Below are 23,841 nucleotides of genomic sequence, written 5' to 3' on the forward strand. Positions count from 1 at the left end.
GTCGAATGGCTCCCCCCACCCGACCTCGACACCGGCCAAGCCCGAACCAACTACTACCACCGCCCCGAACGCCTCCTCCGACCCGACGACGACGAACCCACCGACGAAACCCCAACCCAGCCCGCACCAGTCGAAAACACCGAACCCGGTGACGAACCCGGCGGACCCGCGCCCCCAGGAGACCAGGCGGCCTAATCACCGGCTGAAGAGATTGCAACAAGCGCCTCGGGTAGTCCGACGACGCGGCATCAACATGCCCGCACCGAAAGGCGGCGCCACGAAGCGAGAGACCGCGCTCTCCAAAGGTGGAGCTAAAGCGTCAACGAGACACGTGCGTTTCCAAGTCGAGACCGAAAATCTGTACGGCGGTCGACTTACCTTTCAGCGCGTGGGCCCCCCGCTCAACAAGTTCGGACGGTCGAGACGTCAGGGCTTCGACGCACTGCTGAGTCAGAAGAATCGCGTCACCCGTTGTCTTCGTGAGCTGCTCAACGCGAGCCGCAACGTTGACCGTGTCGCCGATCAACGTGAACTCAAGCTTCGTTCCACCGCCAATCGTTCCGGCGATCACCAGGCCGGTGTTGATTCCGATGCCGATCCGAAGCTCCCGACCGAAGCGTTCGGCGACCAGGCGGTGGATTTTTACAGCCGCATTCAGCGCCGCATCGGCATGCTGCACAAGGTCATTCGGAGCACCGAAAACCGCAAGTGCTCCGTCACCGAGAAACTTGTTGACATGTCCACCGGCATCGACGACGGCGGGCACCACGATCTCGAACAAGGAATTGAGCCTGGCGACGGTGTTCTCGGCGGTATTGACCTCGGCGAAGGGGGTGAAATCACGAACGTCGATGAACATCACCGTCACCTCGCGACGTTCACCGGTGAACACGTCGTCGCCCTGCTCGAGCAGACGGGCCGCGAGGACAGGGTCGACGTAAGTACCGAATGCAGCTTGAAGTCGTTGCCGCTCAGCCAAACCCGCCTGCATCCGGTTGAACGACGCCACGAGCGCGCCCAGATCGTCGTCTTGGACCACAGGCAGGTACTGGCTGTAGTCGCCGTCCCGCACCCGCACCGTTGCCTCGGTGAGGTCGCGAATGGGTCGAAAGGACGGCGACAGCATCGCCCCGACCGTGACTGGGAGGCCGAGGGCGATTGCCAAGGCGCCCGCGACCACGACCGAGAGCACGGGGGCATCGCCGGCCCGATCCAACGCAACCGCGCCCAGTGCGGCCATCGCGGACACGCGTAAATGGACCCGAAGATCGACAATCCCAACCACGCGGCGAAGGTAGGGCGCGGCCGCGGAAACGAATCCCCTATACGGGTGTCGGCGGCAAGGGCGGCCCTGACGGGCCGCACTGCCCCTTCCCCGAAGTTGTGCACGCCGATCAACGCTGTCGTGATCCCGGCAACCGCACCCACGATTCCGTACTGGATGAGTCGTGGCGCCCCGGCTCCGGCAATTGCGCCGGTGAGGATCAACAGCACCACGAGCGAGGCGGTGACCATCGACGAGCCAAGAACGTCACCGGAGCGGACCCACGCGTACGTGTCTTGCAGCGCTCGTTCCCGGTCGACTTCGCGGCCGGCGGCCCACTGCTGCGCCAGGTGCAATCGTCGCGCGCCCGGAACGACAGCGACCAACGTCATCACCAGCGTCAGCGCGATCGCGAAGACGGTCGCTTCCCCATAGCGGTTCGACCCCTCGTACGCGACAACGATCCACACCCAAACCAGGAATACCGGCAACGACGCGGTGAACGTCCCCAACGACAACACCCACATGTACTTCGACGCATATCGATCCCAGGCCCACTGCCAGATGCGATCCATGCCGCGCACTAGGACGCCGGTAGTGAGGTACTTGAGCGAAACGGCGCTTTGACGCCGCGCCCAGAAGTCCCGCAGTCGACCTGCGGAAAAAAGTGGAGCTAAGGGGATTCGAACCCCTGACCCCCACACTGCCAGTGTGAAACAGGGTGTGCTGAACCATATTCCGGCGTCTAGTACGTGTCGAATCGTCCACGTCAGTGGCGAGTTTCCGTGTTCATCTGTCTACTGCGTGTTCGCCAGTCATCGAGAGTCTTAGGACACCGTTAGGACATGGCGAACAATTGTTCGGGAACCGAGGCCCTCACTGCTCACCGTCCGACGGTCGGCGGTGGCAATGCGGTCGTGATTACCGCGGGCGCAGTCCGCTGAACAACACTTCGTGGATCGTGCGAGCCAGGAGATCCTCATCGAGTGGTTCGTCAGTGACGAGGAAGGTCAGTGCTGTGACGGTGGCGGCCCCGAAAAGTGCTGTGGCTGCGGCTCTGGCATCGGTCACGGCGGCCAACGAGCCGTCGGCGGCGCCGGCGTGCAGCAGCACTTCCACGGGTTGCAGGTATGCGGTGCCGATTTTGTCGGCGATGACTGGCATCCGCGCTGCCCGGCCGAGTTCGCCGATTAACGCGCGGCAGGAAGCGGGTCGCTGAGCCATCACCCGTAGTTGGGCCGCGATGACACGGCGCAGTCGGTCGGCGCCGCTCCCGCCGCTGTCTAGGACGATGCTGACCTCGCGTGCGATCTCGTGGAGAACATCTTCGAGCAGGAACGCCAGGATGTCTTCCTTGCCGGCGAAGTAGTAGTAAAGGGTGGCTTTTGGGACACCAGTAGCCGCGGCGACGTCTTCGATTTTGGTGTCGTTAAGTCCGCGCTCGGCGAACAGCGCCGCAGCCGCCGGCAGGCGGTCGGCGATTTGTGCCGGAACCTGACGCATTAACACTCCTGTCAATTAGACTGGCAGTCTAAACCATCGGTTTACACGGCGAGGGGAGCAGCAAATGACGACAGCCCAGCTTCACTACGACCCGTTCGATACCGCCATCCAAGACGACCCGTACCCGGTCTATCGGCAGTTGCGCGATGAAGCACCCCTGTTCCGGGCCGAAGCTGCCAACACTTGGGTGCTCAGCCGCCACGAGGATGTGGTCGCTGCCCTGCTCGATCACCAGACGTACTCTTCGGTCAATGGTGTGTTTCCGACGCCGCCGGACGCGCCGTTCCTGGAATCGTTCCTGCCGATGATGATCATGATGGATCCACCGCGACACGATCAGTTACGCGGTTTGGTCAGCAAGGCGTTCACCCCTCGACGGATAGCGGCCCTGGAGACAGCCATCGATGAGCTGGCGATGTCGTTGATCGAAGGGCTTACCAGCAACCAGGGCCGTGCGGATTTCGTTGCCGACTTCGCGGGCGGCCTTCCGGCCATGGTGATTGCCGACCTGTTAGGTGTGCCGCGGGAGGATCGTCAGCAGTTTCGGCAGTGGTCGAGCACGTTGATCCAGTCCAACCCCGCGCACGGTGAGGTCGCCGAAGGCTTAGCGGCCGCGGCTGCGGTATATGGGTATTTCGCTGATTTCCTGGCCGATAGGCGCCAGGCACCGCGCGATGACCTGATGTCGGCGCTAGTGACGGCCGAGGTCAACGGCCAGCACCTCAGCGACGACGAACTGCTCGGGTTCTGCTTACTGCTGCTGATCGCCGGCCACGAGACCACCACCAACCTGCTGGGCAACGCCGCGGTGGTGCTGGCCGAGCATCCTCAGAGCCGTCATCGGCTGGCGGCCGACCCGACACTGATCGGGCAGGCGGTCGAGGAGCTGCTGCGTTATGACTCACCGGTACAGGGACTTTCGCGGGTGCTGACCACCGATGTGACAGTCCACGGGACCACGATGCCCAGCGGTGACTCGGTGCTGTTGCTTTTCGGGTCGGCCAATCGCGACGAGCGGGTGTTTGCGGGCCCGGAGGTCTTCGACATCGACCGCAGGCCCGAACACCAGGTAGCCTTCGGTAGGGGTATCCACTTCTGTCTGGGAGCTGCGCTCGCGCGCATGGAGGCCCGAATTGCGTTACGCGCGTTGTTGTCACGGTTGCCGGACTGGGCGGTAGATAGAGATTCTGCGCTGCGCCTTCGGTCTGGGCCTATTCGCGGCTATCTGTCGCTGCCCATCAGCTGGCCGGCTAAATGAACTAGCTACCCTGCGGTGCGAGCGTCATCGTTGCTCGCGTAGCAGGCTTGGACTCGGTATGAGTGTCGATATCCGGGCGCCGGTGTGCGGTGAGGAAATCATCGACAATCTTTACGCAGTCGTCATGAGTCATGATGCGAAACCCGGTGATTCGGGTGAAGGCGAACGGCCCGATCAGCTGACACAGCGCCAGTTCGACGTCGAAGTCGTCGAGTTCGGCTCGCGCCTGCGCGCTGCGCAGCAGCGCGTCGAAGGGTTGTCGGTACTGGTCGATGACCCGGGCCCGCAGCGCCCCGGATGCGTCCCCGTCATCGGTGTCGCCTTTGGCGCCGGTGGGTCCCAGCGCGAGCCACGCCAGCGTGGTGACGTGCAGGGGTGCGTCGTCAAACAGCGCGGCTTGGCGGCTGAGCAATTCGATCAGCTGCTCGCGCAGGGTGCCGCTGGTCAGGGCCGGCGCAGTCACCTGGGGCAACAGACGCTCGAACGTGGCGGCCAGCAGATGTGAGGAACTCTTGAAATGGCGGTAGAGGGTGGTGCGGGCGACCTTGGAGGCCTTGGTGACCGCCTCGATGGTGACCGCCTCGACGCCTCCCGTGCTCAACAGGGTCGCGGCAGCATCGAGCAGCCGATTACGTGACCGAACTCGGCGGGGGTCGATGTCATCGACATCCTCGTCTGGAATCAGCTCTGGCTGGTTACTCTCACTCAAATTAATCACCTCGACCCAGTCGAACCTAGGCTATGTCGTCCCGCACTCCAGCCGTTGTGGTACTAACGGTAGCGTAGCGAAACTGATCGTACTGGGAGTGCACATTGCCCGACAGCGCGTCACCGCCGCAGCGGCTGCCTTCTCACACGCCGACGTGCATGGGGTGCGGCCCGCAGAACCCATACGGCCTTCAGCTGATGGTGTACCGCGACGGCGACCTGGTGTATGGCGATGTCACCTTCGATGAACGCCATATCGGCGCGCCGGGTTTGGCCCATGGCGGGGCGGTGGCAGCCGCCTGCGACGACCTGCTGGGTTTCACGCTCTGGATCGCCGGCACGCCCGCGGTTACGCGCAGCCTGACCGTCGAGTATCTGCTGCCGGTGCCTCTGCATCAGCCCCACCGCGTCGCCGCACACATCGCCTCACGCGACGGTCGCGCCCTGCATGTCATGGGCACAGGCACAGGCAGCGATGGCGTCACCCGCTTCACCGCCAGCGCCGTGTTCATCACCGTGTCCGCTGATCATTTCGCCGCCCACGGTGACGTGTCGGGATTCGGTGAACTGCTGGCACGGTTCGCCGCCACCGCCCAACCATCTCCCGACTCGCTCGGCGGGGCGCCGTGATGTCCACTGCGACGGAGGCCTACGTCACTTCGGCGCTAGCCGAGACGAAGTCGATTCGACCAGGCCCGGTGTCGTCCAACCGTTCTCGCGCGTCGGCGCGTCGGCGCGAGGCGATCCTGGATGCGACGTTGACCGCGGCCGCCGCCGGCGGCTACGAGGCAGTGCAGATGCGGGCGGTGGCCGAACGGGTAGGCATCGCGGTGGGCACGCTGTACCGGTATTTCCCGTCCAAAACTCACCTGCTGGTTTCAGCGCTGACCCGTGAATTCGAACGCCTCGACATCTCCTGCGATTGGTCGGCCGTAGCGACCACACCCCAGGAGCGGCTGGGATTGCTCACTGCGCGGCTGCATGACGACTGGCAGCGCGACCCGCAGCTGACCGCGGCGATGACGCGGGCGTTCGTGATTGCCGACACCTCCGCCGCCGGCGCGGTCAACCAGGCCGCCGGCGTGATCGAAGGACTCCTGGCCACAACCCTCGCCGGCGGCGAACCCACCGACCACCACCGCCAGATCGCCGGCCTGATCGCCGATGTCTGGCTGGCCAACCTCACCGCGTTCATCAGCAACCGTGCAACGGCCGCCCACGCCCGCGACCACATCGACCGTGCCGTGGGACTTCTGCTTATCGGCGAGGCCGCCGCGAATTGACGCGAACGCTACTACTAGTAGCGTAGCGATACCTGTAGTACCGTTGGGGTGACCCGATGATGTGTCAAAAGGAGCTCCCCATGCTCAACCAATGGATCGAATGCTGCATGGTCCAGCGCGTATCGCTGCAGGACGGACTTGTGTTGAATCTCGATGACTACAACGAGCTGGTCATCTCTGGGCGGCTGCGACTGACCCTGCCGCCGGTGGGCACCTACCCGACCGAGGACGTGCTGATCGACCCCACCAACGTCGCCCAGCACGAACGCCCACTACTCAACCTGGCCGGTTCGGTCTGCACCGAAGCCTGGTGCGCCGACAACGGCACACTGCACCTTCGGTTCTCGTGCGGGCACCGCATCGAGGTCGACGCCGACCCGCACGCCCCCACCTGGGAGCTCTACGGCAAACGCCACGGCTACATGGCCTGCTTGCCGGGCGGTCGGGTACGAACGGTGCGCCACGACGTTCCCGACGACAGCGCGGCCACCGAGATTGGCTCTGCCGCACCATGACCGACACCGATGCGACCGTCGCGGACACGGCCGCTTCCGTACACCGCAGACGCGACGGCCCGGCGGCATCGAGTGAGTACAGCCCACAGCTAGCGGGGCTGGGCACGTTCGTCGTCCGACACAAAGCCCTGGTATTCGGTGTGTGGATCGGCGCTGCCGTGGTGCTGGCACTGCTGTTCCCGCAGCTGGAGACCGTGGTCCGCCAACAGTCGGTGGACCTGGTGCCCCGCGACGCCCCGTCGCTGCAAACCGTCGACCGGATGAGCGCGGCGTTCAGCGAGCAGGGCTCCAAGACAATGCTGTTCGTCGCGATGGAAGACCCCGCCGGTCTGACCCTCACCGCACGCCAGCACTACGCGAACCTGGTGTCGCGGCTGCGTGCCGACACCACACACGTCCTACTGGTCCAGGACCTGCTCGCCGACCCGGTCACCGCGGCCCAGGCCGTCAGCCAGGACGGCAAAGCCTGGTATCTACCCGTCGGGGTTGCCGGCACCCTGGGTGATCCGGCCGCCGCCGAATCCGTGCGCGCCGTGCGAGACATCACCGCCAAAGAATTCGCCGGCACCCCTATCACCGCGCATGTGACGGGCCCCCCGGCGACGTTCAGCGACATGATCGCCTCCGCCGAGCACGACCTGTTGTTCATCTCGATCGCCACCGCAGGCATGATCGCCCTGATCCTGCTGATCGTCTACCGGTCGGTGTTCACCGCACTGTTGCCGCTGCTCGTCATCGGACTAAGCCTGGCTGTCGGGCGCGGAGTGCTGTCCGCGCTCGGCGAAGCCGGCATGCCGGTGTCCCAGTTCACCGTCGCGTTCATGACCGCGATCCTGCTCGGCGCAGGCACCGACTACACGGTCTTTCTCATCAGCCGCTACCACGAACAGCGCCGCGCCGGCGCACCCGCCGATCAAGCAGCCATCTACGCCACCGCCAGCATCGGCCGCGTCATCCTCGCCTCAGCGGCCACCGTCGCCTTCGCCTTCCTGGCCATGGTGTTCGCACGACTCAGCGTCTTCGCCGCCCTCGGCCCAGCTTGTGCCATCGCGGTGCTCTTCGGGTTCCTGGCCACCGTCACGCTGTTGCCTCCGGTGCTGGCGCTGGCCGCCCGGCGCGGCATCGGCGACCCCAAACCCGACCGCACCCGGCGCTACTGGAACAGCGTCGCCGTCGCCGTCGTGCGCCACCCGACACCGCTTCTCTTGCTCAGCCTGACCATCCTCATCGCCCTATCGGCGGTGGCCGCCACGATCCAGATCAGCTACGACGACCGCAAGGGCCAACCGGCGACGACCGCGAGCAACCAGGGCTACCAACTGCTCGACCGCCATTTCCGCAAAGACATCGCCATCGGCGAGTTCCTGGTGGTGGAAAACCCCACCGACATGCGTACCGGCAAGGGACTGGCCGACCTCGACGAGATGGCCTCGCGCATCGCCCAAATCCCGGGCGTCACCAAGGTTTCCGGAGTCACCCGACCCGCCGGCGCCCGACTCGACCAAGCCCAACTATCCTGGCAGAACGGCCAGATCGGCAACAAGATGGCCAGCGCCGCCGCCGACGGCAACGCCAGGAAAGACGACCTGGCCAAGCTCACCAGCGGCGCCGACCAGCTCGCCGCCGGGCTAGCGAAACTGGACACCACCCTGCGCAGTGCCCTGACCCCGCTCACCGGAATCTTGAACCAAGCGCAGTCCGCCGGCGCACGTATCGACCAGTTACGGCCTCTGCTGCAACAACTTTCGGCCACCGCACCCAACATCGACCAGGCCATCCAATCCGGGCCAGGAATACGGCCGCTGGCTGAACAAGCCCAAAACGCCATCGCCACAGTCGACTCACTCGTCGGAGCGCTCAACACGTCCCCGTGGTGTACCACCACCCCACAATGCGCCCAGATCCGCGACCAGGTACAAATCCTGGTCACTCTGCGCAACAACGGCTTCTTCAACCAGGTCGCCGACCTCGGCGACCGCTACAACCCGGCGGCCAACGCCACCGTCACCGGCACCCTCACCAACGTGCAGACAGCCGTCAGCTCAATGAACAAGGCGTTCGGCGCGCTGGGCAACCCCGCCGACATGGCCGCCAACATCGGCCGCCTCCAAGACGGCATCAGCCAACTCGCCTCCGGCGCACAAGCACTGGCCACCGGCGTGCACACCCTGGCCGACAGCAACATCCAAATGCTCTCCGGGATGAGCCAAATCGCCACCCAGCTGCAGAACTCCGCACGCGCCACCGCCGGCTCCGACTCTGCCAGCGGCTTCTACCTGCCCGCCAACGCCTTTGACAACCGCCAGTTCGCCGACGTCGCCAAGCTCTTTCTCTCACCCGACGGCAAGACCGCACGCTTTGCCATCGAATCGAGCTACGACCCCTACAGCGGCGAGGCCACCCACCTGGCCCAGCAGATGGTCGAGGTCGCCAACGCCGCCCGACCCAACACGTCGCTGGCCAACGCCACCGTCTCCGTCGCGGGCTTCCCCGCCGTGAACGCCGACATCCAGCGGCTCCTGTGGTCGGACTTCACGCTGCTGGCCGTCGCCACCCTGCTCGTCGTCGGACTGATCCTTTTCCTGCTCCTGCGCGCCGTCCTGGCACCCCTGTACCTGCTGGGCACCGTCGTGCTCAACTACCTCGCCTCGATGGGCATCGGCGTCCTGGTGTTCCAATGGGGCCTCGGCCACCAAATCGCCTGGCCCGTACCGCTCATCGCCCTCATCATCCTGGTCGCCGTCGGCGCCGACTACAACATGCTGCTCGTCTCCAGGCTCCGCGAAGAATCCGGCCGCAACATCCGCGTCGGCGTCCTACGCACCGTCGCCAGTACCGGCTCAGTCATCACCTCGGCCGGTCTCATCTTTGCCGCCAGCATGTTCGGACTGATGGTCGGCTCCATTGCCATCATGATCCAAATCGGCCTCATCGTCGGCTGCGGACTGTTGCTCGACACCTTCCTCGTCCGCACTCTCACCGTCCCCGCCATCGCCACACTTCTCCGCGAAGCAAGCTGGTGGCCCAGCACACCGCACCCCACCGCGCTCCGGGGCCGCTAGCCACTGCCCGCCCATTGAACGACCCATTCAAAATCACACTCCGCAACAGGCTCGGTGCCCGATGCTCAACGCCGTCCCCGCAAACCCGAAGGCACAGGCCTACTGATAACTCCGTTCTCCACGACCAACCGACGCTCAATCCCATCGTGGGATTTAGATGTTGGACCACGGCTCGAATTCGTCGTCTACGTGGACTCCGGGGCTGGTCTGCCCGCTGCCGCCAGCATCACGCGGGAACGACCGCAACAGGTCCTCAGCACCGCCAAGCGACACGATTGACTCAATCAAGCGAGCGGCCTCATTGGCGAACTCAACGTCACTGATGGTCGGGCCGACCGCGAAACGGGTCGGCGCGTCGAGACCGTAGAGCTTGGCGAGGCTATCGAGGGTGCGCAGCACAATCCTGGCGGCGTGGGCGTCGCCGGTCGTCGTAGCGGGCCAGAACGCCAGCAAGATCGCCTCAAGGCGCGCTGAGTGCACAGCCCGCAGCTCGTCAATCGACTCGGCTTCGCGGCGAGCAAGCAACCGCGACACCGCATGTCGAGCGCCGCTTTCGTCGCTGTAGTTGAGCTCGGCGGCGATCCGGGCGTAGGTGTGGCCCTGGACCCTCAGTTCTACCGCGTGCAGCGCGCGCTGACGCTCGTCGGGCTGGCGCACGGCGTTATTGGTCATCGGTGTTCTCCCCCTGAGGTTCGGACGGCCATTGGTCGGACAGCAGGATGAGTCACAGCACTCGCGGCACTCGGGCACGTTTGGCCGCCGCCAGTCGCATGTCGTCGGCGTCACCGAGGCCGACGTAGTTCCGGCCTCTGACCTTGATGACGTAGACGCGGCCCTTGTCCCACAGAGCGATCAGCCGCTCGCCTTTGCGATCGTGCGAGCCGGGCAGTCGCCGCCTGATCACGGCCCACGGATGTAAACCCTCGCCACCCGCGTCGCTGAGCGCCTCCAACAACGCGGCGTCGATCTGGTCGTCGGTAGGTTGGGTGAGATTGCGCAGTTCGGTCATCTCCGATGGCTCCTCGGGTTAGCTGACGGCGAGCGATTCCCCACGTGTTCCAAGTGTTCCGACCCTCCGGGAGCTTTCCTACGCGATAGGGCTACATGCGAAGGTTCCCGGGAGGTCGGAACAGTTGGAACACTTTGGGCGTGTGCATAGGTCATCGCCTTTCACGCTCCTTGAACCGAGTGGCCGAAGAGGTCTCGTCCGCGCCGAACCTCGTCCTCGAGAGTGCTAAAGCGGACACCGGACCACACCCATTGCGGTGCCTTGGACGACCGTGCCGGGGGCACGAGTGTGCCGAAGGCGTCGTTTGCCAGCCGCGCGGGACGTGCCAGGCCGTCGAGCTTGCGAGTCTTGACCTTCTCGACCATGTGCCGCCTGGTCTCCTGATGGTCGGCGAAACGCGCCGTGAACGTTTCCCGCGTCCAATCCTTGTGCCCATTTTCGTTCAGCCAGGCGTTGAAGTCGTCGCACAACTCGCTCGACAGGATCTTGCCGGCTGCGTCAGCGGTCAGCCGCTCGGTCCAATAACCCAGCACACGGTCCGTCTCGGCCCGCCACGCCCGCGTGTCCTCCTCGACCCGTTCGGTCGGCCGCAGCGCCGCAGCGGGGTTGGCGTACCAGGCCACTGCACCCTCGACCGCCCACGTCACCAGGGCATCGTGCTGGCCGTCAGCGCCCTCGCTGACCCGGTGCTTGAGCGTGGGGTCGCCGAGCCGGTCGGTGTCGCGCACCATCTCCTCGGGGCGCTGGACGTAGGCGTACGGGAACGCCAGCAGGGCCAGCCGCCGCCAGGTTCCGTGATCTGTCTGGTCGATGATCGGCCGGTGGTTGGTGTTGACGATCAGGGTGTGGCTGGACCGAAACGTCATGTTGTCCTGGTACAGGCGGCGGGCGGTGATGTAATCCACGTCGGTCATGCGCTTGATCGCGGTCACGTCCAGCGAGCGGCCCTCGGTCAGTTCCTCACCGATGACCAGCCGCCGCCCCCGCAGGTCGGCCCGCTCGGTGCTGTGGTCGTTACCCTTCTCAGCTGAAAACAGCCGCGATGACGCGGTGTGTGCGTAGCTGCCCAACGCGGGGAACAGCCCACCGGTCGTCAGTGCGCTCTTGCCGTTCTCGCCGCCGCCCTGCAACAAAACGATGCCGGCAGACATATGGCCCGTGATGCCCTGCCCAATCCGGCGCTGAAACCACGCACGCTCGGCCTCGGGCAGCGCCGAGAGCACTTTGTCCACATCGGGGTGGGTGTAGCCGGGCCGGTAGCGCCCCCGTGTGGTCCTGGTCATCAATAGCTCGGGATCGTGCGGAAGCAACTCGCCCGTTCGCAGGTCCACGACGCCGCCGGGAGTGTTCAGTAAGTCGGGGTCGGCGTCGAGCGCGTCGGCGTCGATTTCGACGATGTTTCCGGCGAGCTTGAGGATGGCGCTGATGCGTGAGGCGGACCCGACTTTCTTCCACGCTTCGATGGACTCGGACAGGTCGCTGTTGAAGGGGTCGGCTTCCAGCTTGCACACCAGGAACTTGATCCGTTTGATGATGAACTTCCGCAGGGCCTCGGTCGGTGGCCCGTCGCCGCACTCGCGCCAGTGGGTACCGGTCCATTGCAGCCAGCCGATTCCCCGCACCCGCAGAAACCTGCCGCTCAGTACCTTGACGGCGACGTCCTCGGCTAGCCCGGCATCGGTGAACCGTGCCTGACCCGGCATCTTGCCGTCGTCGCCGTCGGCGTCAGTGTCGGCGTCGTCCTGGGTGTCCTCAGAGGCGAGCCGGGTCGCGTCGCGGTCGTCGGTGATCTTGCGCCAGCACGCCGCCACGTCATCGTCGCGGCGTTCTTCCAGGCGCTCGGCGAGGTCGTCGCGTTGCTCGCCCGCCCATCGGGCATGCGGCAAGCTAAGACCGGCATCGTAGACGGCCGCGACGACGCGCATAGTGTCGGCCGAACGGTCTGGCGGACTGGTCACGTAGTCCAGCGCCGCACGGACGTCGGGATACGCGTTGAGGTCGAACGGCACCGGTTCGGCGTCAGTGTCGGCATCGGGCGTCGATGCCGTGGTCTTGGTCGTCCTGGCCTTGGTCGTCCTGGCCTTGGTGCCGCCGGGCGGCGACGCATCTGGCAAGGTGACGCCGAGCCGATCGGCCAGCGCGGCGGCGTCCCAGCGCACACCAGCGGGCCGGATTAGCCACTCGACCGGCGCGGACTGACCACCTCGGGCTTGACCTTTGTGGTTCAGTGTGCCGGGCGGGCGCAACATGTCGTTTGGCTTGATCTTGGCGTCGGCGTCGCCGAGGTGGGCACCGAGCGCCCGGCACAGAGCCGTGTGCTGGTATAGCGGCACCGGACCGGCCAGGTCCACGTAGACGTGGGCGTGGCCCGGCGAGCCGGTCGAGACCGCCCATCCACCGAGGTCGGCCACCTTATCCAGCGGACAATCGCCATCGATGTCGGTGTGAACCTTGGTGAGCGAAACGGCGCCACCGGGTGTGCGTTTGGTGCCCGTCATCACGTATGGACATACATATACGTCGTGGGTCTCCCCCATGCGGTCCAGTACGTCAGCGAGCTGATCGGCATCGACGGGCCAGACGTAGTGCCGCTGGCTCCATCGGGCGTTGGGATTTGAGTCGGTGCGCTTGAACGAGTACGTGCCCGAACCGGCGATATAACCTGCCCTCCCGACGGCGATGTGGGCATAGCCCTCGGTGTCGCCGAACACGGCACGCAGGTAGTCACTTGTGGCGTCGGCGGCGACATTCTGATTGCTAGGCACTGCCAATTGCCTTTCGTTCTGCGGCGACCGCCCGGCTAAGGCCAACCGCCCTGCGGTGCATGGATTCTGAGGCTTTCCGTCGGACGAAGCCAGGGATCGGGGCCAGAAGCCAATCCGAATCCAACGCCCGAGCCGACGGTCAGTCGTTAGGCGTCCCGCTATCGGCGTCGAGCATTCGAAGAACCGCCGCCGAGGGAACTCGCAGTCGGCGCCCCAGGCGGATTACTGGGATTGAGCCTTCCCGAGCTAGGTCGTAGGCGAGGCTTCTACCGATTCCCATTACTTGGGCGCACGCCTCCACCGAGATCGTCGGACTGCTGCGCAACTCGTCCATCACATCCAGCACCGCTGCGTTGTTTTTCATACCGCTAGTGTGTGCAGGTGTTGACCCGTACTTCAAGTTACGACTACGGTACAAATTATGGCAAGGAACCGGCTCGATTTCGTCCGTCCCGGGACTGTCTCTGGGCAAATCGCAGAAGTCAGCGCCCTGATAGGCAACGAACACGTGCACTACCGTGACGGCCCTGACGGCAAGCCCATCGCCTACTCCGCTCCGGGTATTGACACCAAAATCACGCTCTCGGGGCACCCATTCGTGTATGGGGTCCGGGCCAGAGAGGCCTCCGAAGGCCCGGAAGTCATGGAGCTGCACATCGACTCGCCCGAGCACGACGTACCGATAACACCCGCGGATCTACGCAAGCTTGCGCGGTATCTCGACCGCCTCGCGCACGCCGCCACCGTGGGCCTTGACCCGACCACACAAGCGTTTCTCAATCCAGAGAAGCCACCACCCAAACGACCTGGACCACATGGGCATTCGGATACTCATTACGCTTCGATAGCCGAGTTCGCGAAACAGGCTCATCGCGATCGCCAAAAGAACGGCCTGAGCGTCCGCCGTGCAATCGCCGAGCACTATCAGGTCTCAGTTGACACTGCAAACAAGTGGCTCGCCCGCGCACGCAAGGCTGGCCACCTCCAGGCCGGAGACCTTGGCGGCAAACCTAAACCACGGAAGGGCTCAAGCAAATGACCGGCGAATCTCGACACCGCGGCGAACGCACCGACAGCTCGGTCAGGAAGCTTCCCTCCGGAAAGGGCTGGCGCGCACGACCCAGCCTTGGGACCGATCCAGTTAGCGGCAAGCAGATTCGGCCGACCAAGATCTTCGCCACCAAAAAAGAGGCGCAGGACTGGGTGAGCGAACAGCGTCAACAGTGGAGAGAACACACCTGGACGCCAAAATCTACGCAGACGTTCGATGATGTCGCCAACCACTGGCTCAAGCTGCGCCACGCCGACCCATCCATCGGGCCGAATACCGTTCGCGCCGACCGTGAGTCGCTCGCCTACGCCCGCCGGGCGTTTGGCGCGGTGCCGGTCCAGAAGCTCACCCCGTCGGCGCTTGCCGACTGGTCAGCGACGCTGACCGGCAAGGGCGGCAAGGCGCTGGCACCCGCCACCAAGCGCCGCGCAATCGTCCGACTCAAGTCGGTAATGGCGCACGCCCGCAAAATGCGCTGGCTCACCTATGACCCCTCGGCTGACCTAACCTCACCCGAGCAAAAGGTCGTCATCGCGACTGCCGCCGAGGACATCTGGACGCCCGACCAGATGGGCAAGTTTCTCGATCACGTCGCCGCCCACCGCCTCGGCGGGTGCTTCGCGCTTACGCTCCTCGGGCTTCGCCGTGAGGAAGTCGGCGGGCTGCGGTGGTCGGACCTCGACCTGGAAACCGGCGCGCTAAAAATCCGACAGGCCCGCGTGGACATCAACGGGCGCGACATGATTGTGCCCACCAAGACAGACCGTAGCGCCCGCGATCTGCCGGTGCCGCCGCGCGAGCTAACAATGATCAAGGCCATGCGATCGGTGCACCTGCGCGAGCGCCTGGCTCTGGGCCGACCGCTGGCCGACGCCGACCTGTTGCTCTCAAGGGCCGACGGCACGTCGCTGCCGGTGCGCGACTACAGCCGTGAGTTCACCGCCCAGCGCAACGCTGCGGGCCTCAAGGCGATCACGCTCGGGAAGCTGCGGCACTCCAACATCTCTCGGATGCGCGCGGCGGGCGTCGCCGCCGACGTCGTGGCCGCGTGGCACGGCCACACCGAGCGGATGACTCAGGCGGTCTACGGGCGCGTGACCGACGACCGGCTGACCGCTGCGTCGGCGGCGTTCTCGGCAACCGTAGGACAGAGTTAGGACACTCGGGCGGGATAGGACACCGGCCCGCAAACAAGAAACCCGCCCCGGTCAATGGTCGGAGCGGGTTTTTTAGAAGTGGAGCTAAGGGGATTCGAACCCCTGACCCCCACACTGCCAGTGTGGTGCGCTACCAGCTGCGCCATAGCCCCTGAAGTCGTGCCCATCGAAGTTACACCACCTCCGGGAAGCGCTCAAAATCGCTGGTTACGGCACCTCTCCACCGGCCTCGGGCCCGATTGCGCGCGCCGGCGTGTGCTCGGCGGGCCGGCCCCGGGTCTCGGGCGCGAAGACCCAAATGAGCGCCGCGACCGCCAGGATCACCCCGCTGACCAGGAACGCCCATTCGAACGACGCACGCTCGGCGATCTGCCCCACCACCAGCGATCCGATGATCGAACCCAGGTCCGCCATCATCTGAAAGGTCGCGACGGCGGTCCCACCGCGCGCCTTGTTCCCGACGATGTCGGCCACCGCGGCCTGCTGCGGTGAGACGAAGACGCCCGTCGCCGCCCCGGTGACATACGCCGCGACGAGAAAGATCGGCAACGATGTCGTGTAGCCGACCAGGATCGTCGACGCCGCCGACACAGTGAGCCCGACGATCAGCAACTTGCGCCTGCCAATCCGGTCGGACAGATAGCCGCTCGGAATGACCACGGACACGTTGCCGATCGCGAACGTCGCCAGCGCCAGCCCCGCCGCTCCCGCGCTGTAGCCGAGCCCCTCCACCACGAACAGCGGCACCAGCGCGATCCGCAACCCGAACGCCGCCCACCCCGTGCTGAAGTTCGAGAACAACGCCGCCCGATAAGCCCGGTGGCGTAGCACCTGCCGCACCGAAACCGCCGCGTCCACCGTCTCCGAAGGCGCCGCAAGCGTGCTCCCCCGCAGGCTGACGAAAACGACACCCGCAGCGACCATCAGCGCCGCCCCGTAGATCACGAACGGCGCCGCCAGGCCGAGACCCGCCGTGAGGCTGCCCAGCACCGGGCCCCCGACCGAACCGACCAGAAATCCGGTCGAGAACATGCCCGCCACCCTGCCGCGCGCATTCTCCGGCGAGATCCGGATCATCAATCCCAGCGATGACACCGTGAACATCGCCGAGCCCAGCCCGCCCAGCGAGCGGAACACCAGCAGCTGCCAATACGTCTGCGCGAACGCGCACGCCCCGGTCGACAACGCCACGATGGTCAAACCGCTGATGTACACCCGGCGCTCCCCGAGCCGCTGCACTAGCAGCCCGGCCGGCGGCGCGGCGATCAGGCGCATCAACGCGAACGCCGTGATGACGAAGGTCGCCGCGCTGATGCTTACCCCGAAGTGACGCGCATATTGCGGCAGCACGGGTGCCACCACGCCGTAACCCAGCGCCACCAAGACATTCGCGCCGACGAGCAGCCAGACCTCGCGCGGCAGCTTCGGCTGGGTCACCGCCCGATCGGGTTCGCTCGGACAGTCGCCCTCCGGTTCAGAGCTCACCCGATGACCTTATTGACCACCTCACGCGCCGCTTCTTGCACCTCCGCCAGGTGCTCCGGACCCTTGAACGACTCGGCGTAGATCTTGTAGACGTCCTCGGTGCCCGACGGCCGCGCGGCGAACCAGGCATTCTCCGTCGTGACCTTCAATCCACCCAACGGCGCGCCGTTGCCCGGCGCCGTCGTCAGCTTCGCCGTGATCGGCTCACCCGCCAGCTCGGTCGCCGAGACCTCCTCGGCCGACAGCTTGCTCAACCGCGCCTTCTGCTCACGGTCTGCGGGCGCGTCGACGCGGGCATACGTTGGCGCGCCGTACTTTTCGGCCAGCTTCGCGTAGCGCTGCGACGGCGTCTCACCCGTCACCGCCAAGATCTCCGACGCCAGCAGCGCCAGGATGATGCCGTCCTTGTCCGTCGTCCACGCCGACCCGTCCTGCCGCAGGAACGACGCTCCGGCACTCTCCTCACCGCCGAAACCAATTGTTCCACTGAGCAATCCGTCGACGAACCACTTGAACCCGACCGGCACCTCGACCAGCTTGCGTCCGTGCCCGGCGACCACGCGGTCGATGATCGACGAGCTGACCGCCGTCTTGCCGACCGCGGTCGAGCCCGGCCACGACGGCCGGTTCGAGTACAGGTAGTCGATCGCGACCGCCAGGTAGTGGTTGGGGTTGAGCAGTCCGGCGTCGGGCGTGACGATTCCGTGCCGGTCGGAGTCGGCGTCGTTTCCGGTGGCGATTTGGTAGGCGTCGGGGTCGTTGCTCATCGCCCGAAGCAGGCCGGCCATCGCGTTCGGCGAGCTGCAGTCCATTCGGATCTTGCCGTCGGTGTCCAGCGTCATGAACCGCCACGTCGCGTCGACGAGCGGGTTGACCACCGTGAGTTCGAGGTTGTGGCGTTCGGCGATGGCGCCCCAGTAGTCGACGCTAGCGCCGCCGAGCGGGTCGGCGCCGATGCGGATCTTCTCGGCGCTGATCGCGTGCAGATCCACCACGTTGGGCAGATCGGCGACGTAGGCGTCGAGGTAGTCGTGGCGCTGGGCGGTCTGCAGCGCCCGCGCCAGCGGCACCCGTTTGACGCCCTTGAGCCCGTCGCGCAACAGCTCGTTGGCCCGCTTGGCGATCGCACCCGTGGCGTCGGTGTCCGCGGGACCGCCGTTGGGTGGGTTGTACTTGAACCCACCGTCGCGCGGCGGATTGTGCGACGGCGTGACGACGATACCGTCGGCCAAATCGCCCTCACGGCCCCGGTTGAACGTCAGGATGGCGTGGCTGACCGCCGGCGTCGGCGTATAGCGATCCGCCGAATCGATCATCGCCACAACATCATTGGCGGCCAGCACCTCCAGCGCCGACGCCCATGCGGGCTCGGACAGCGCGTGGGTGTCGCGACCGATGAACAGCGGCCCCGTGGTGCCCTGCGCGGCCCGGTACTCGACGATGGCCTGCGTGGTGGCCACGATGTGCGCCTCGTTGAACGCCGCGTCCAGGCTGGAACCACGATGCCCCGATGTGCCGAACACGACCTGCTGGTCGACGTTGTCGGGGTCGGGCTCTCGGGTGTAGTACGCCGTCACCACGGAAGCGATGTCGATGAGATCCTCGGGCTGCGCCGGCTGACCGGCTCGGGGGTTGGGCGCCATGCACCCGATTCTGCTCCTTGCGGTCATGCGACGCGTCTCGGTACCGCCATACTTTGGCTGTGCTTGGATACGACGGCCGCGAATTGCTCGCCGTGTTCGTGGGTGGCGCGCTGGGCACCCTGTCCCGCGCGGCGATCGAGACCCTGTTGGCTCCCGAACCCGGGCAGTGGCCGTGGCCGACGTTCGGCGTGAACATCGTCGGCGCATTCCTGCTCGGCTACTTCACCACTCGGCTGCTCGAGCGGCTTCCGTTGTCGAGCTACCGTCGGCCGATGCTCGGCACCGGGCTGTGTGGCGGATTGACCACGTTCTCCACCATGCAGGTCGAGATCGTCAGGATGCTCGAGCACCGCAACTACGGGCTGGCGGCCGGATACCTGACCGCCAGCGTCATCGCCGGCTTGATCGCCGTCTACACCGCGACCGCGCTGGTGCGGCGGGTTCGGGTGCGCGGATGACCATCGCGGTGTGGGCGGGCGTCGTCGTGCTGGGCGGTGTGGGCGCGGTGCTGCGTTTCGTCGTCGACCGCACCGTGTCGGCACGGGTGGGCGGCGTGTTCCCGTACGGCACGCTCGTGGTCAACGTGAGCGGTGCGGTGATCCTGGGCCTGCTGTCCGGCCTCGCCCTCAGCCCCCATCTCGCGCTGCTGTTCGGCACGGCACTGATCGGGTCCTATACGACGTTCTCCACCTGGATGCTGGAGACGCAGCGCATCGGCGAAGAGCGCCAAGGCCTGCCCGCGGCGGCCAACATTGTCGTCAGCGTGGCGCTCGGCGTCGCGGCGGCGGCCTTCGGCATCTGGTGCGGGGGGAACCTGTGAGCGTCGACTACCTCAAGCTGACCACCTATTTCGGCGAGCGCCAACGCATCAAGGACCGCTTCCTCGCCGACGCGCTGCTGGACCTCTACACCGAAGCCGGCCTGGCGACCAGCGCCGTGTTGCGCGGCATCGCCGGGTTCGGACCGCGCCACCAGGTGCGCACCGACCGGACGCTGAGCATGTCCGAGGACCCGCCGATCGCGGTCGCGGCCGTGGACGTCACCGACAAAGTCGCCCCGCTCGCCGACCGGGTGGCGGCGATGACGCATCGCGGCCTCATCACCCTGGAACGGGCCCGGCTCACCGGCGGCGCCGGCGCCGCGGCGCTCCCGGAGATAACGAAGCTGACCGTCTACGTCGGCCGCCAGGACCGCATCGGCGGCCGACCCGCGCACCGGTCGATCTGCGACACCCTGTACGAACTCGGATTCTTCGGCGCCACGGTGTTTCTCGGCGTGGACGGCACCTGCCACGGTCTGCGCAAGCGGGCCCGGTTCTTCAGCAGGAACGTCGACGTACCCGAGATGATCATCGCCACGGGCGAGGCGGCGCAGGCGCAACGAGCGATCGAGTATCTCGAACGAGAGCTGCCCGCGCCCCTCTACACGGTCGAGCGCGTCCAGGTGTGCAAGCGCAGCGGCCGGCTGCTCGGGCGTCCGCCCGCGCTACCGCAGACCGACGCGGCGGGGCGTCCGCTGTGGCAGAAGCTGATGATCTACACGTCGGAGGCGACCCTACACGACCGCGTGCCCATCCATCGCGCCCTCGTGCGCCGGCTCCATGAGGTGGAGGCGAGCAGCGGCGCCACCGTGCTCCGCGGCATCTGGGGATTCCGCGGCGGGCAGAAGCCGCACGGCGACCGGCTGATCCAGGCCGCCCGCCAGGTGCCCGTCACCACGATCGTCGTCGACAGCCCCGCCAGAATCGCGGCCGCCTTCGACATCGTCGACGAGCTGACCATCGAAGACGGGCTGGTCACCAGCGAGTTGGTTCCTGCGCTGGTGGCCATCGACGGCGGCGAACGGCGCGGAAGCCTACAACTGGCCCGCTACCCCTGATCCACGCCGGGGTAAGCCTAGCCTTACCTGATTAGACGTAGTACCGTCGCTCGCCGTGAACCCGTCTACTCCAGAAGCCGTGAGCGTCGCGCTCGCCGAGATCCTGCGTGACGATATGAACGTCGACGTCCGACGAGTCACCCGCGATTCCCGCTTGATCGACGACGTCGGTCTCGACTCGGTTGCCTTCGCCGTGGGGATGGTCGCCATCGAGGATCGGCTGGGCGTTGCGCTGAGCGAAGAGGACCTCCTGAGCTGCGACACCGTCGGCGATCTGGAAGCGGCAATCTTGGCCAAAACGGCTGCGGCACCTACGAACTCGTGACCGAGCTGGCTGCAGCCCTGTCGTCGGCGATGTCGGGGACCTCGACCAGTCTGCACGTCCTCGATACCGAATCCGGCGAGTGGGCGCGACATCCGTGGCCCGAGGTCCACGCGCGGGCCGAGAACGTGGCCGGGCGGATCACCGACGATCAGGCCACCACCGTCGGCCTGGTCGGGGATCCCACGGTCGAGTTCATCGCGGCCATCCCCGGCGCGTTCTTCGCCGGCGCCGGCCTGTCGATCCTGCCCGGACCCATCCGCCGCGCCGACCCCGACCAGTGGGCGCAGACCACGCTGGACCGGTTCCGCTCGATCGGAGTGACGACCGTGTTCAGCCACGGCACCGAACTGGCGCTGCTGCGTAAGCATTCCGACACGATCGCCGTACACGACCTTTCCGAGGTCGGGCACCCACGGCGCTCCACGACGTTTCGCGGCCCGGCCACCGCGGATGTCGCAATTCTGCAGGGCACCGCGGGATCGACGGGAACGCCTCGCACCGCGCAGATTTCGCCGGCGGCGTCGCTGGCCAACCTGCGGGGGTTGATCGAGCGGGTCAACGTCGACGAGAAGTCCCGGCTGCACAGCTGGCTGCCGATCTACCACGACATGGGTCTGGCCTTCCTCCTGACGGCCACGCTCGGCGGGGCCGACCTGTGGCAGGCCCCCACGTCGGCGTTCGCCGCGTCCCCGTTCAACTGGCTCAAGTGGCTCATGGAGAGCAAGGCCACGATGACCGCGGCGCCGAACATGGCGTTCAACCTGATCGGCAAGTATGCGAGCAGCCTGAAGGGCTTGGATCTCAGCCACCTCGGTTTCACCCTCAACGGTGGAGAGCCGGTCGACTGCGTCGGCTACCAACGCTTCTCCGAAGGAATGGCCCGGTTCGGGTTCAACCCCAACTCGCTGGCCCCGTCTTATGGATTGGCCGAATCCACCTGTGCAGTCAGTGTTCCCGTGCCGTTCACCGGGTTGCGCGTCGACGATGTGCGGGTGATCACCGATGGCAGCGAGACGAACCGCCGCTTCGCCGTCCTCGGCCACGCACTCCCGGGCATGGAGATCCGGATCAACACCGACGCGGAGCACACCACCGAGGTGACCGGTCGCGAGGTCGGTGAGGTCGAGGTCCGCGGCACCTCGCTGATGAACGGATACGTCGGCGAAGCCCCGATCGACCGGAACGCGTGGCTGCCCACCGGCGATCTCGGCTACCTCACCGACGACGGCCTCGTGGTCTGCGGCCGCGCGAAGGAACTCATCACCGTCGCGGGCCGTAACGTCTTCCCCAACGAGATCGAGCGCATCGCAGGCGAAATCGACGGCGTCCGCGACGGCTGCGTCGTCGCGGTCGGAACGGGAGAGACGTCGGCACGCCCCGGCCTCGTGATCGCCGCGGAGTTCAAGGGCGACGACGAGCCCGCCGCCCGCAGCGAAATCGTGTCGCGTGTGGCGTCGCACTGCGGTGTGGTGCCCGCCGACGTGGTGTTCCTCAAACCCGGTGCGCTGCCCCGCACGTCGTCGGGCAAGCTGCGCCGCCTCGAAGTCAAGCGGACCCTGGCGGGAGCGAGCCGATGACGGCCACCGCCGAAGCGCCCGACGCACCGACACTCGAGGACTACCGCGACCTGCTCGACCGGGTCTTCGACGACCGGATCACCGCGTGGACCGCAGAAGCCGAGGAGACGGAGCGGTTTCCGCGCAAGCTCATCGAGTATCTGGGTGAGTCCGGTGTCTTCGCCGCCAAATGGTCGCCAGGACAACGGCACCCTGACGTCGCCAAGGTGATCGAGCTGGCCCGCAAGCTCGGCCGGCTGGGCTCAGCAGGCGTCGGGGTCGGGGTGGGCCTGCACGACTCGGCGATCGCGATCTTGCGCCGGTTCGGCAAGTCGGATTACCTGAAGGAGATCGCCGAGCAGGCCATTCGGGGCGAGGCTGTGCTCTGCATCGGCGCCTCCGAACAGTCCGGCGGATCCGACCTGCAGATCGTCGGCACCGAAGTCCGTTCTGCGCGCAACGGTTTTGAGGTCAAGGGCGTCAAGAAGTTCGTCTCGCTGTCCCCCATCGCCGACCATGTCATGTGTGTGGCCCGCAACGTCGACCACGACCCGAACAGCAAGCACGGCAGCGTCGTCGTCATCGCGGTTCCGCTCAAGCAATGTGAGATTCAGACGCCCTATCGCAAGGTCGGCGCCGGCCCCCTCGACACCGCCGCCGTGCACATCGACACGTGGGTGCCCCCCGACGCACTGGTGGCGCGCGCGGGTATCGGCCTGGCGGCCATCTCCTGGGGGTTGGCGCAAGAACGCATGTCGGTGGCGGGCCTGGTGTCCACCTCGGCGCAGCGCGTCCTTGGAATCACCCAGGCGCGCATGATGGTTCGCCGCCAATTCGGCAGCTCGCTGTGGGAGCACCAGGCGTTGCGGCTGCGGATGGCCGACCTGCAGGCGCGCGCGACGTCTGCGAACACGCCGGCTGTACTTTCCTGGGCGAGCACGACATGTCGAACCGGCGCATGGCGCTGTACGCGCTGCCGCGCACGCCCGCCGACGCGCCGTAGCCCTCAGGGCAGCTGGTCGAACTCCGCGTAACCGTTGTGGTCGGGCTTCATGCCGGCGGCGACCAGCTCCCACAGCACCTCGTCGGTGCCTCCACCGACGCGGGCCAGTTTCATGTCGCGCCACCATCTTCCGAGCGGTGTCTCGTCGACGAGGTAGCCGGAGCCGCCGAAGAGGTGCATGCATTCGTTCATCACCTCTTCGCCGAGGCGCGCGGCGTTGGCCTTCATCGCGGCGGCGGTGCGCAGGTCGAGCTTGCCGGTCGCAGCGATGCCGTCCAGCGCATACCGCAGCATGTCGACGCGCGCCTGCAGGTCGGCCATCCGCAGCCGCAACGCCTGGTGCTCCCACAGCGAGCTGCCGAATTGGCGGCGAACC

The 23,841-nt window shown here is 66.2% G+C and carries 21 protein-coding genes, 1 tRNA gene and 4 pseudogenes; 15 read left to right on the forward strand and 11 right to left on the reverse strand.

Going from position 1 to position 23,841, the window contains the following annotated elements; translation table 11 throughout:
* Window positions 1–195: pseudogene (locus A5698_RS17675) on the forward strand (HNH endonuclease signature motif containing protein); the annotation flags it as partial.
* A gap of 124 nt (window positions 196–319) precedes the next feature.
* Here A5698_RS17675 and A5698_RS17680 read toward each other — a convergent pair.
* Window positions 320–1,839 (reverse strand): annotated as a pseudogene (locus tag A5698_RS17680) (adenylate/guanylate cyclase domain-containing protein).
* Window positions 1,840–2,185: 346 nt separating this feature from the next.
* Entirely contained in the window at window positions 2,186–2,767 is a 582-nt protein-coding gene (locus A5698_RS17685; RefSeq protein WP_067285231.1) for a TetR/AcrR family transcriptional regulator, read from the reverse strand.
* A 64-nt stretch (window positions 2,768–2,831) separates the two neighbouring features.
* Here A5698_RS17685 and A5698_RS17690 point away from each other — a divergent pair, with 64 nt between their 5' ends.
* Window positions 2,832–4,025 carry a cytochrome P450 gene (locus A5698_RS17690; protein ID WP_067285233.1) on the forward strand — a complete coding sequence of 398 codons (1,194 nt, stop codon included), beginning with the start codon at window positions 2,832–2,834 and terminating at the stop codon, window positions 4,023–4,025.
* 1 nt (window position 4,026) lies between these two features.
* Here A5698_RS17690 and A5698_RS17695 read toward each other — a convergent pair whose 3' ends face one another.
* A complete protein-coding gene (locus A5698_RS17695) occupies window positions 4,027–4,734 on the reverse strand; it encodes a TetR/AcrR family transcriptional regulator (RefSeq protein WP_067285235.1) in 708 nt (235 codons plus the stop codon).
* Window positions 4,735–4,892: 158 nt separating this feature from the next.
* On the opposite strand from A5698_RS17695, the gene A5698_RS17700 reads away from it, so the two are divergent.
* The 4 genes from A5698_RS17700 (at window position 4,893) to A5698_RS17715 (ending at window position 9,593) form a co-directional block, all read left to right on the forward strand.
* Window positions 4,893–5,363: a PaaI family thioesterase gene (locus A5698_RS17700; protein ID WP_197501758.1), complete on the forward strand. Its 471-nt coding sequence runs from the start codon at window positions 4,893–4,895 to the stop codon at window positions 5,361–5,363.
* Window positions 5,360–6,016 carry a TetR family transcriptional regulator gene (locus tag A5698_RS17705; protein WP_502687016.1) on the forward strand — a complete coding sequence of 219 codons (657 nt, stop codon included), beginning with the start codon at window positions 5,360–5,362 and terminating at the stop codon, window positions 6,014–6,016. Before A5698_RS17700 ends, A5698_RS17705 begins: the two co-directional genes overlap by 4 nt.
* An 80-nt stretch (window positions 6,017–6,096) precedes the next feature.
* The gene (locus A5698_RS17710) at window positions 6,097–6,531 is read left to right on the forward strand and encodes a DUF6188 family protein (RefSeq protein WP_067285242.1); all 435 of its coding nucleotides are present in this window, start codon (window positions 6,097–6,099) and stop codon (window positions 6,529–6,531) included.
* Window positions 6,528–9,593 carry an MMPL/RND family transporter gene (locus A5698_RS17715; protein WP_067285244.1) on the forward strand — a complete coding sequence of 1,022 codons (3,066 nt, stop codon included), beginning with the start codon at window positions 6,528–6,530 and terminating at the stop codon, window positions 9,591–9,593. Before A5698_RS17710 ends, A5698_RS17715 begins: the two co-directional genes overlap by 4 nt.
* A gap of 153 nt (window positions 9,594–9,746) precedes the next feature.
* On the opposite strand, the gene A5698_RS17720 is transcribed toward A5698_RS17715, so the two are convergent.
* From A5698_RS17720 to A5698_RS29490, 4 genes are all read right to left on the reverse strand, one after another.
* Window positions 9,747–10,265, reverse strand: coding sequence for a hypothetical protein (locus A5698_RS17720; RefSeq protein WP_067285246.1), 519 nt, complete (start codon window positions 10,263–10,265; stop codon window positions 9,747–9,749).
* A gap of 52 nt (window positions 10,266–10,317) precedes the next feature.
* A complete protein-coding gene (locus A5698_RS17725; protein WP_067285248.1) occupies window positions 10,318–10,602 on the reverse strand; it encodes a hypothetical protein in 285 nt (94 codons plus the stop codon).
* Between the two features lie 161 nt (window positions 10,603–10,763).
* Complete coding sequence (locus A5698_RS17730) at window positions 10,764–13,367, reverse strand: DNA primase family protein (RefSeq protein WP_067285250.1); 2,604 nt, start codon at window positions 13,365–13,367, stop codon at window positions 10,764–10,766.
* Between the two features lie 139 nt (window positions 13,368–13,506).
* Window positions 13,507–13,731 (reverse strand): excisionase family DNA-binding protein, encoded by a 225-nt coding sequence (locus A5698_RS29490; RefSeq protein WP_082950536.1) that lies wholly within the window; start codon window positions 13,729–13,731, stop codon window positions 13,507–13,509.
* A gap of 57 nt (window positions 13,732–13,788) precedes the next feature.
* On the opposite strand from A5698_RS29490, the gene A5698_RS28680 reads away from it, so the two are divergent.
* Both A5698_RS28680 and A5698_RS17740 read left to right on the forward strand, forming a co-directional pair.
* Window positions 13,789–14,406, forward strand: coding sequence for a hypothetical protein (locus tag A5698_RS28680; protein WP_156670799.1), 618 nt, complete (start codon window positions 13,789–13,791; stop codon window positions 14,404–14,406).
* Window positions 14,403–15,575: a tyrosine-type recombinase/integrase gene (locus tag A5698_RS17740; protein WP_067285253.1), complete on the forward strand. Its 1,173-nt coding sequence runs from the start codon at window positions 14,403–14,405 to the stop codon at window positions 15,573–15,575. The genes A5698_RS28680 and A5698_RS17740 overlap by 4 nt, the downstream gene beginning before the upstream one ends.
* 79 nt (window positions 15,576–15,654) lie before the next feature.
* Here A5698_RS17740 and A5698_RS17745 read toward each other — a convergent pair.
* The 3 genes from A5698_RS17745 to pgm form a co-directional block, all read right to left on the reverse strand.
* A tRNA-Ala gene (locus A5698_RS17745) sits at window positions 15,655–15,727 on the reverse strand.
* A gap of 55 nt (window positions 15,728–15,782) precedes the next feature.
* Window positions 15,783–17,060: an MFS transporter gene (locus tag A5698_RS17750; protein WP_068299581.1), complete on the reverse strand. Its 1,278-nt coding sequence runs from the start codon at window positions 17,058–17,060 to the stop codon at window positions 15,783–15,785.
* Window positions 17,057–18,703, reverse strand: coding sequence for a phosphoglucomutase (alpha-D-glucose-1,6-bisphosphate-dependent) (gene pgm / locus A5698_RS17755; protein ID WP_068299584.1), 1,647 nt, complete (start codon window positions 18,701–18,703; stop codon window positions 17,057–17,059). The genes A5698_RS17750 and pgm overlap by 4 nt, the downstream gene beginning before the upstream one ends.
* A 59-nt stretch (window positions 18,704–18,762) precedes the next feature.
* Here pgm and crcB (A5698_RS17760) point away from each other — a divergent pair, with 59 nt between their 5' ends.
* The 7 genes and pseudogenes from crcB (A5698_RS17760) to A5698_RS29495 form a co-directional block, all read left to right on the forward strand.
* Window positions 18,763–19,161, forward strand: coding sequence for a fluoride efflux transporter CrcB (crcB, locus tag A5698_RS17760; protein ID WP_068299587.1), 399 nt, complete (start codon window positions 18,763–18,765; stop codon window positions 19,159–19,161).
* Window positions 19,158–19,523, forward strand: coding sequence for a fluoride efflux transporter CrcB (gene crcB, locus A5698_RS17765; protein WP_068299590.1), 366 nt, complete (start codon window positions 19,158–19,160; stop codon window positions 19,521–19,523). Before crcB (A5698_RS17760) ends, crcB (A5698_RS17765) begins: the two co-directional genes overlap by 4 nt.
* Entirely contained in the window at window positions 19,520–20,581 is a 1,062-nt protein-coding gene (locus A5698_RS17770) for a DUF190 domain-containing protein (protein WP_068299592.1), read from the forward strand. The genes crcB (A5698_RS17765) and A5698_RS17770 overlap by 4 nt, the downstream gene beginning before the upstream one ends.
* Before the next feature lie 55 nt (window positions 20,582–20,636).
* A complete protein-coding gene (mbtL, locus tag A5698_RS17775) occupies window positions 20,637–20,906 on the forward strand; it encodes a mycobactin biosynthesis acyl carrier protein MbtL (RefSeq protein ID WP_082963831.1) in 270 nt (89 codons plus the stop codon).
* Between the two features lie 5 nt (window positions 20,907–20,911).
* Window positions 20,912–22,483, forward strand: coding sequence for a long-chain-fatty acid--ACP ligase MbtM (mbtM, locus tag A5698_RS17780; protein ID WP_084792501.1), 1,572 nt, complete (start codon window positions 20,912–20,914; stop codon window positions 22,481–22,483).
* Window positions 22,480–23,358: pseudogene (locus A5698_RS17785) on the forward strand (acyl-CoA dehydrogenase family protein); the annotation flags it as partial. The gene mbtM and the pseudogene A5698_RS17785, both read left to right, overlap by 4 nt.
* Window positions 23,355–23,465: pseudogene (locus tag A5698_RS29495) on the forward strand (acetyltransferase); the annotation flags it as partial. The pseudogenes A5698_RS17785 and A5698_RS29495, both read left to right, overlap by 4 nt.
* Window positions 23,466–23,468: 3 nt before the next feature.
* Here the strand turns inward: A5698_RS29495 and A5698_RS17790 are convergent.
* Window positions 23,469–23,841 (reverse strand): acyl-CoA dehydrogenase family protein (locus A5698_RS17790; RefSeq protein ID WP_286144544.1); only part of this gene is annotated, 373 nt, incomplete at its 5' end.

It is taken from the genome of Mycobacterium sp. E136 (assembly GCF_001666865.1).
GTDB lineage: Bacteria > Actinomycetota > Actinomycetes > Mycobacteriales > Mycobacteriaceae > Mycobacterium.

Excerpts from the sequence above, each read along its gene's own strand:
- A5698_RS17685 (WP_067285231.1), bottom strand. The coding sequence starts at position 2,767 with ATGCGTCAGGTTCCGGCACAAATCGCCGACCGCCTGCCGGCGGCTGCG.
- A5698_RS17690 (WP_067285233.1), top strand. The coding sequence starts at position 2,832 with ATGACGACAGCCCAGCTTCACTACGACCCGTTCGATACCGCCATCCAA.
- A5698_RS17700 (WP_197501758.1), top strand. The coding sequence starts at position 4,893 with ATGGGGTGCGGCCCGCAGAACCCATACGGCCTTCAGCTGATGGTGTAC.
- A5698_RS17710 (WP_067285242.1), top strand. The coding sequence starts at position 6,097 with ATGCTCAACCAATGGATCGAATGCTGCATGGTCCAGCGCGTATCGCTG.
- A5698_RS17715 (WP_067285244.1), top strand. The coding sequence starts at position 6,528 with ATGACCGACACCGATGCGACCGTCGCGGACACGGCCGCTTCCGTACAC.
- A5698_RS17720 (WP_067285246.1), bottom strand. The coding sequence starts at position 10,265 with ATGACCAATAACGCCGTGCGCCAGCCCGACGAGCGTCAGCGCGCGCTG.
- A5698_RS17725 (WP_067285248.1), bottom strand. The coding sequence starts at position 10,602 with ATGACCGAACTGCGCAATCTCACCCAACCTACCGACGACCAGATCGAC.
- A5698_RS29490 (WP_082950536.1), bottom strand. The coding sequence starts at position 13,731 with ATGAAAAACAACGCAGCGGTGCTGGATGTGATGGACGAGTTGCGCAGC.
- A5698_RS28680 (WP_156670799.1), top strand. The coding sequence starts at position 13,789 with ATGGCAAGGAACCGGCTCGATTTCGTCCGTCCCGGGACTGTCTCTGGG.
- A5698_RS17740 (WP_067285253.1), top strand. The coding sequence starts at position 14,403 with ATGACCGGCGAATCTCGACACCGCGGCGAACGCACCGACAGCTCGGTC.
- pgm (WP_068299584.1), bottom strand. The coding sequence starts at position 18,703 with ATGGCGCCCAACCCCCGAGCCGGTCAGCCGGCGCAGCCCGAGGATCTC.
- crcB (WP_068299590.1), top strand. The coding sequence starts at position 19,158 with ATGACCATCGCGGTGTGGGCGGGCGTCGTCGTGCTGGGCGGTGTGGGC.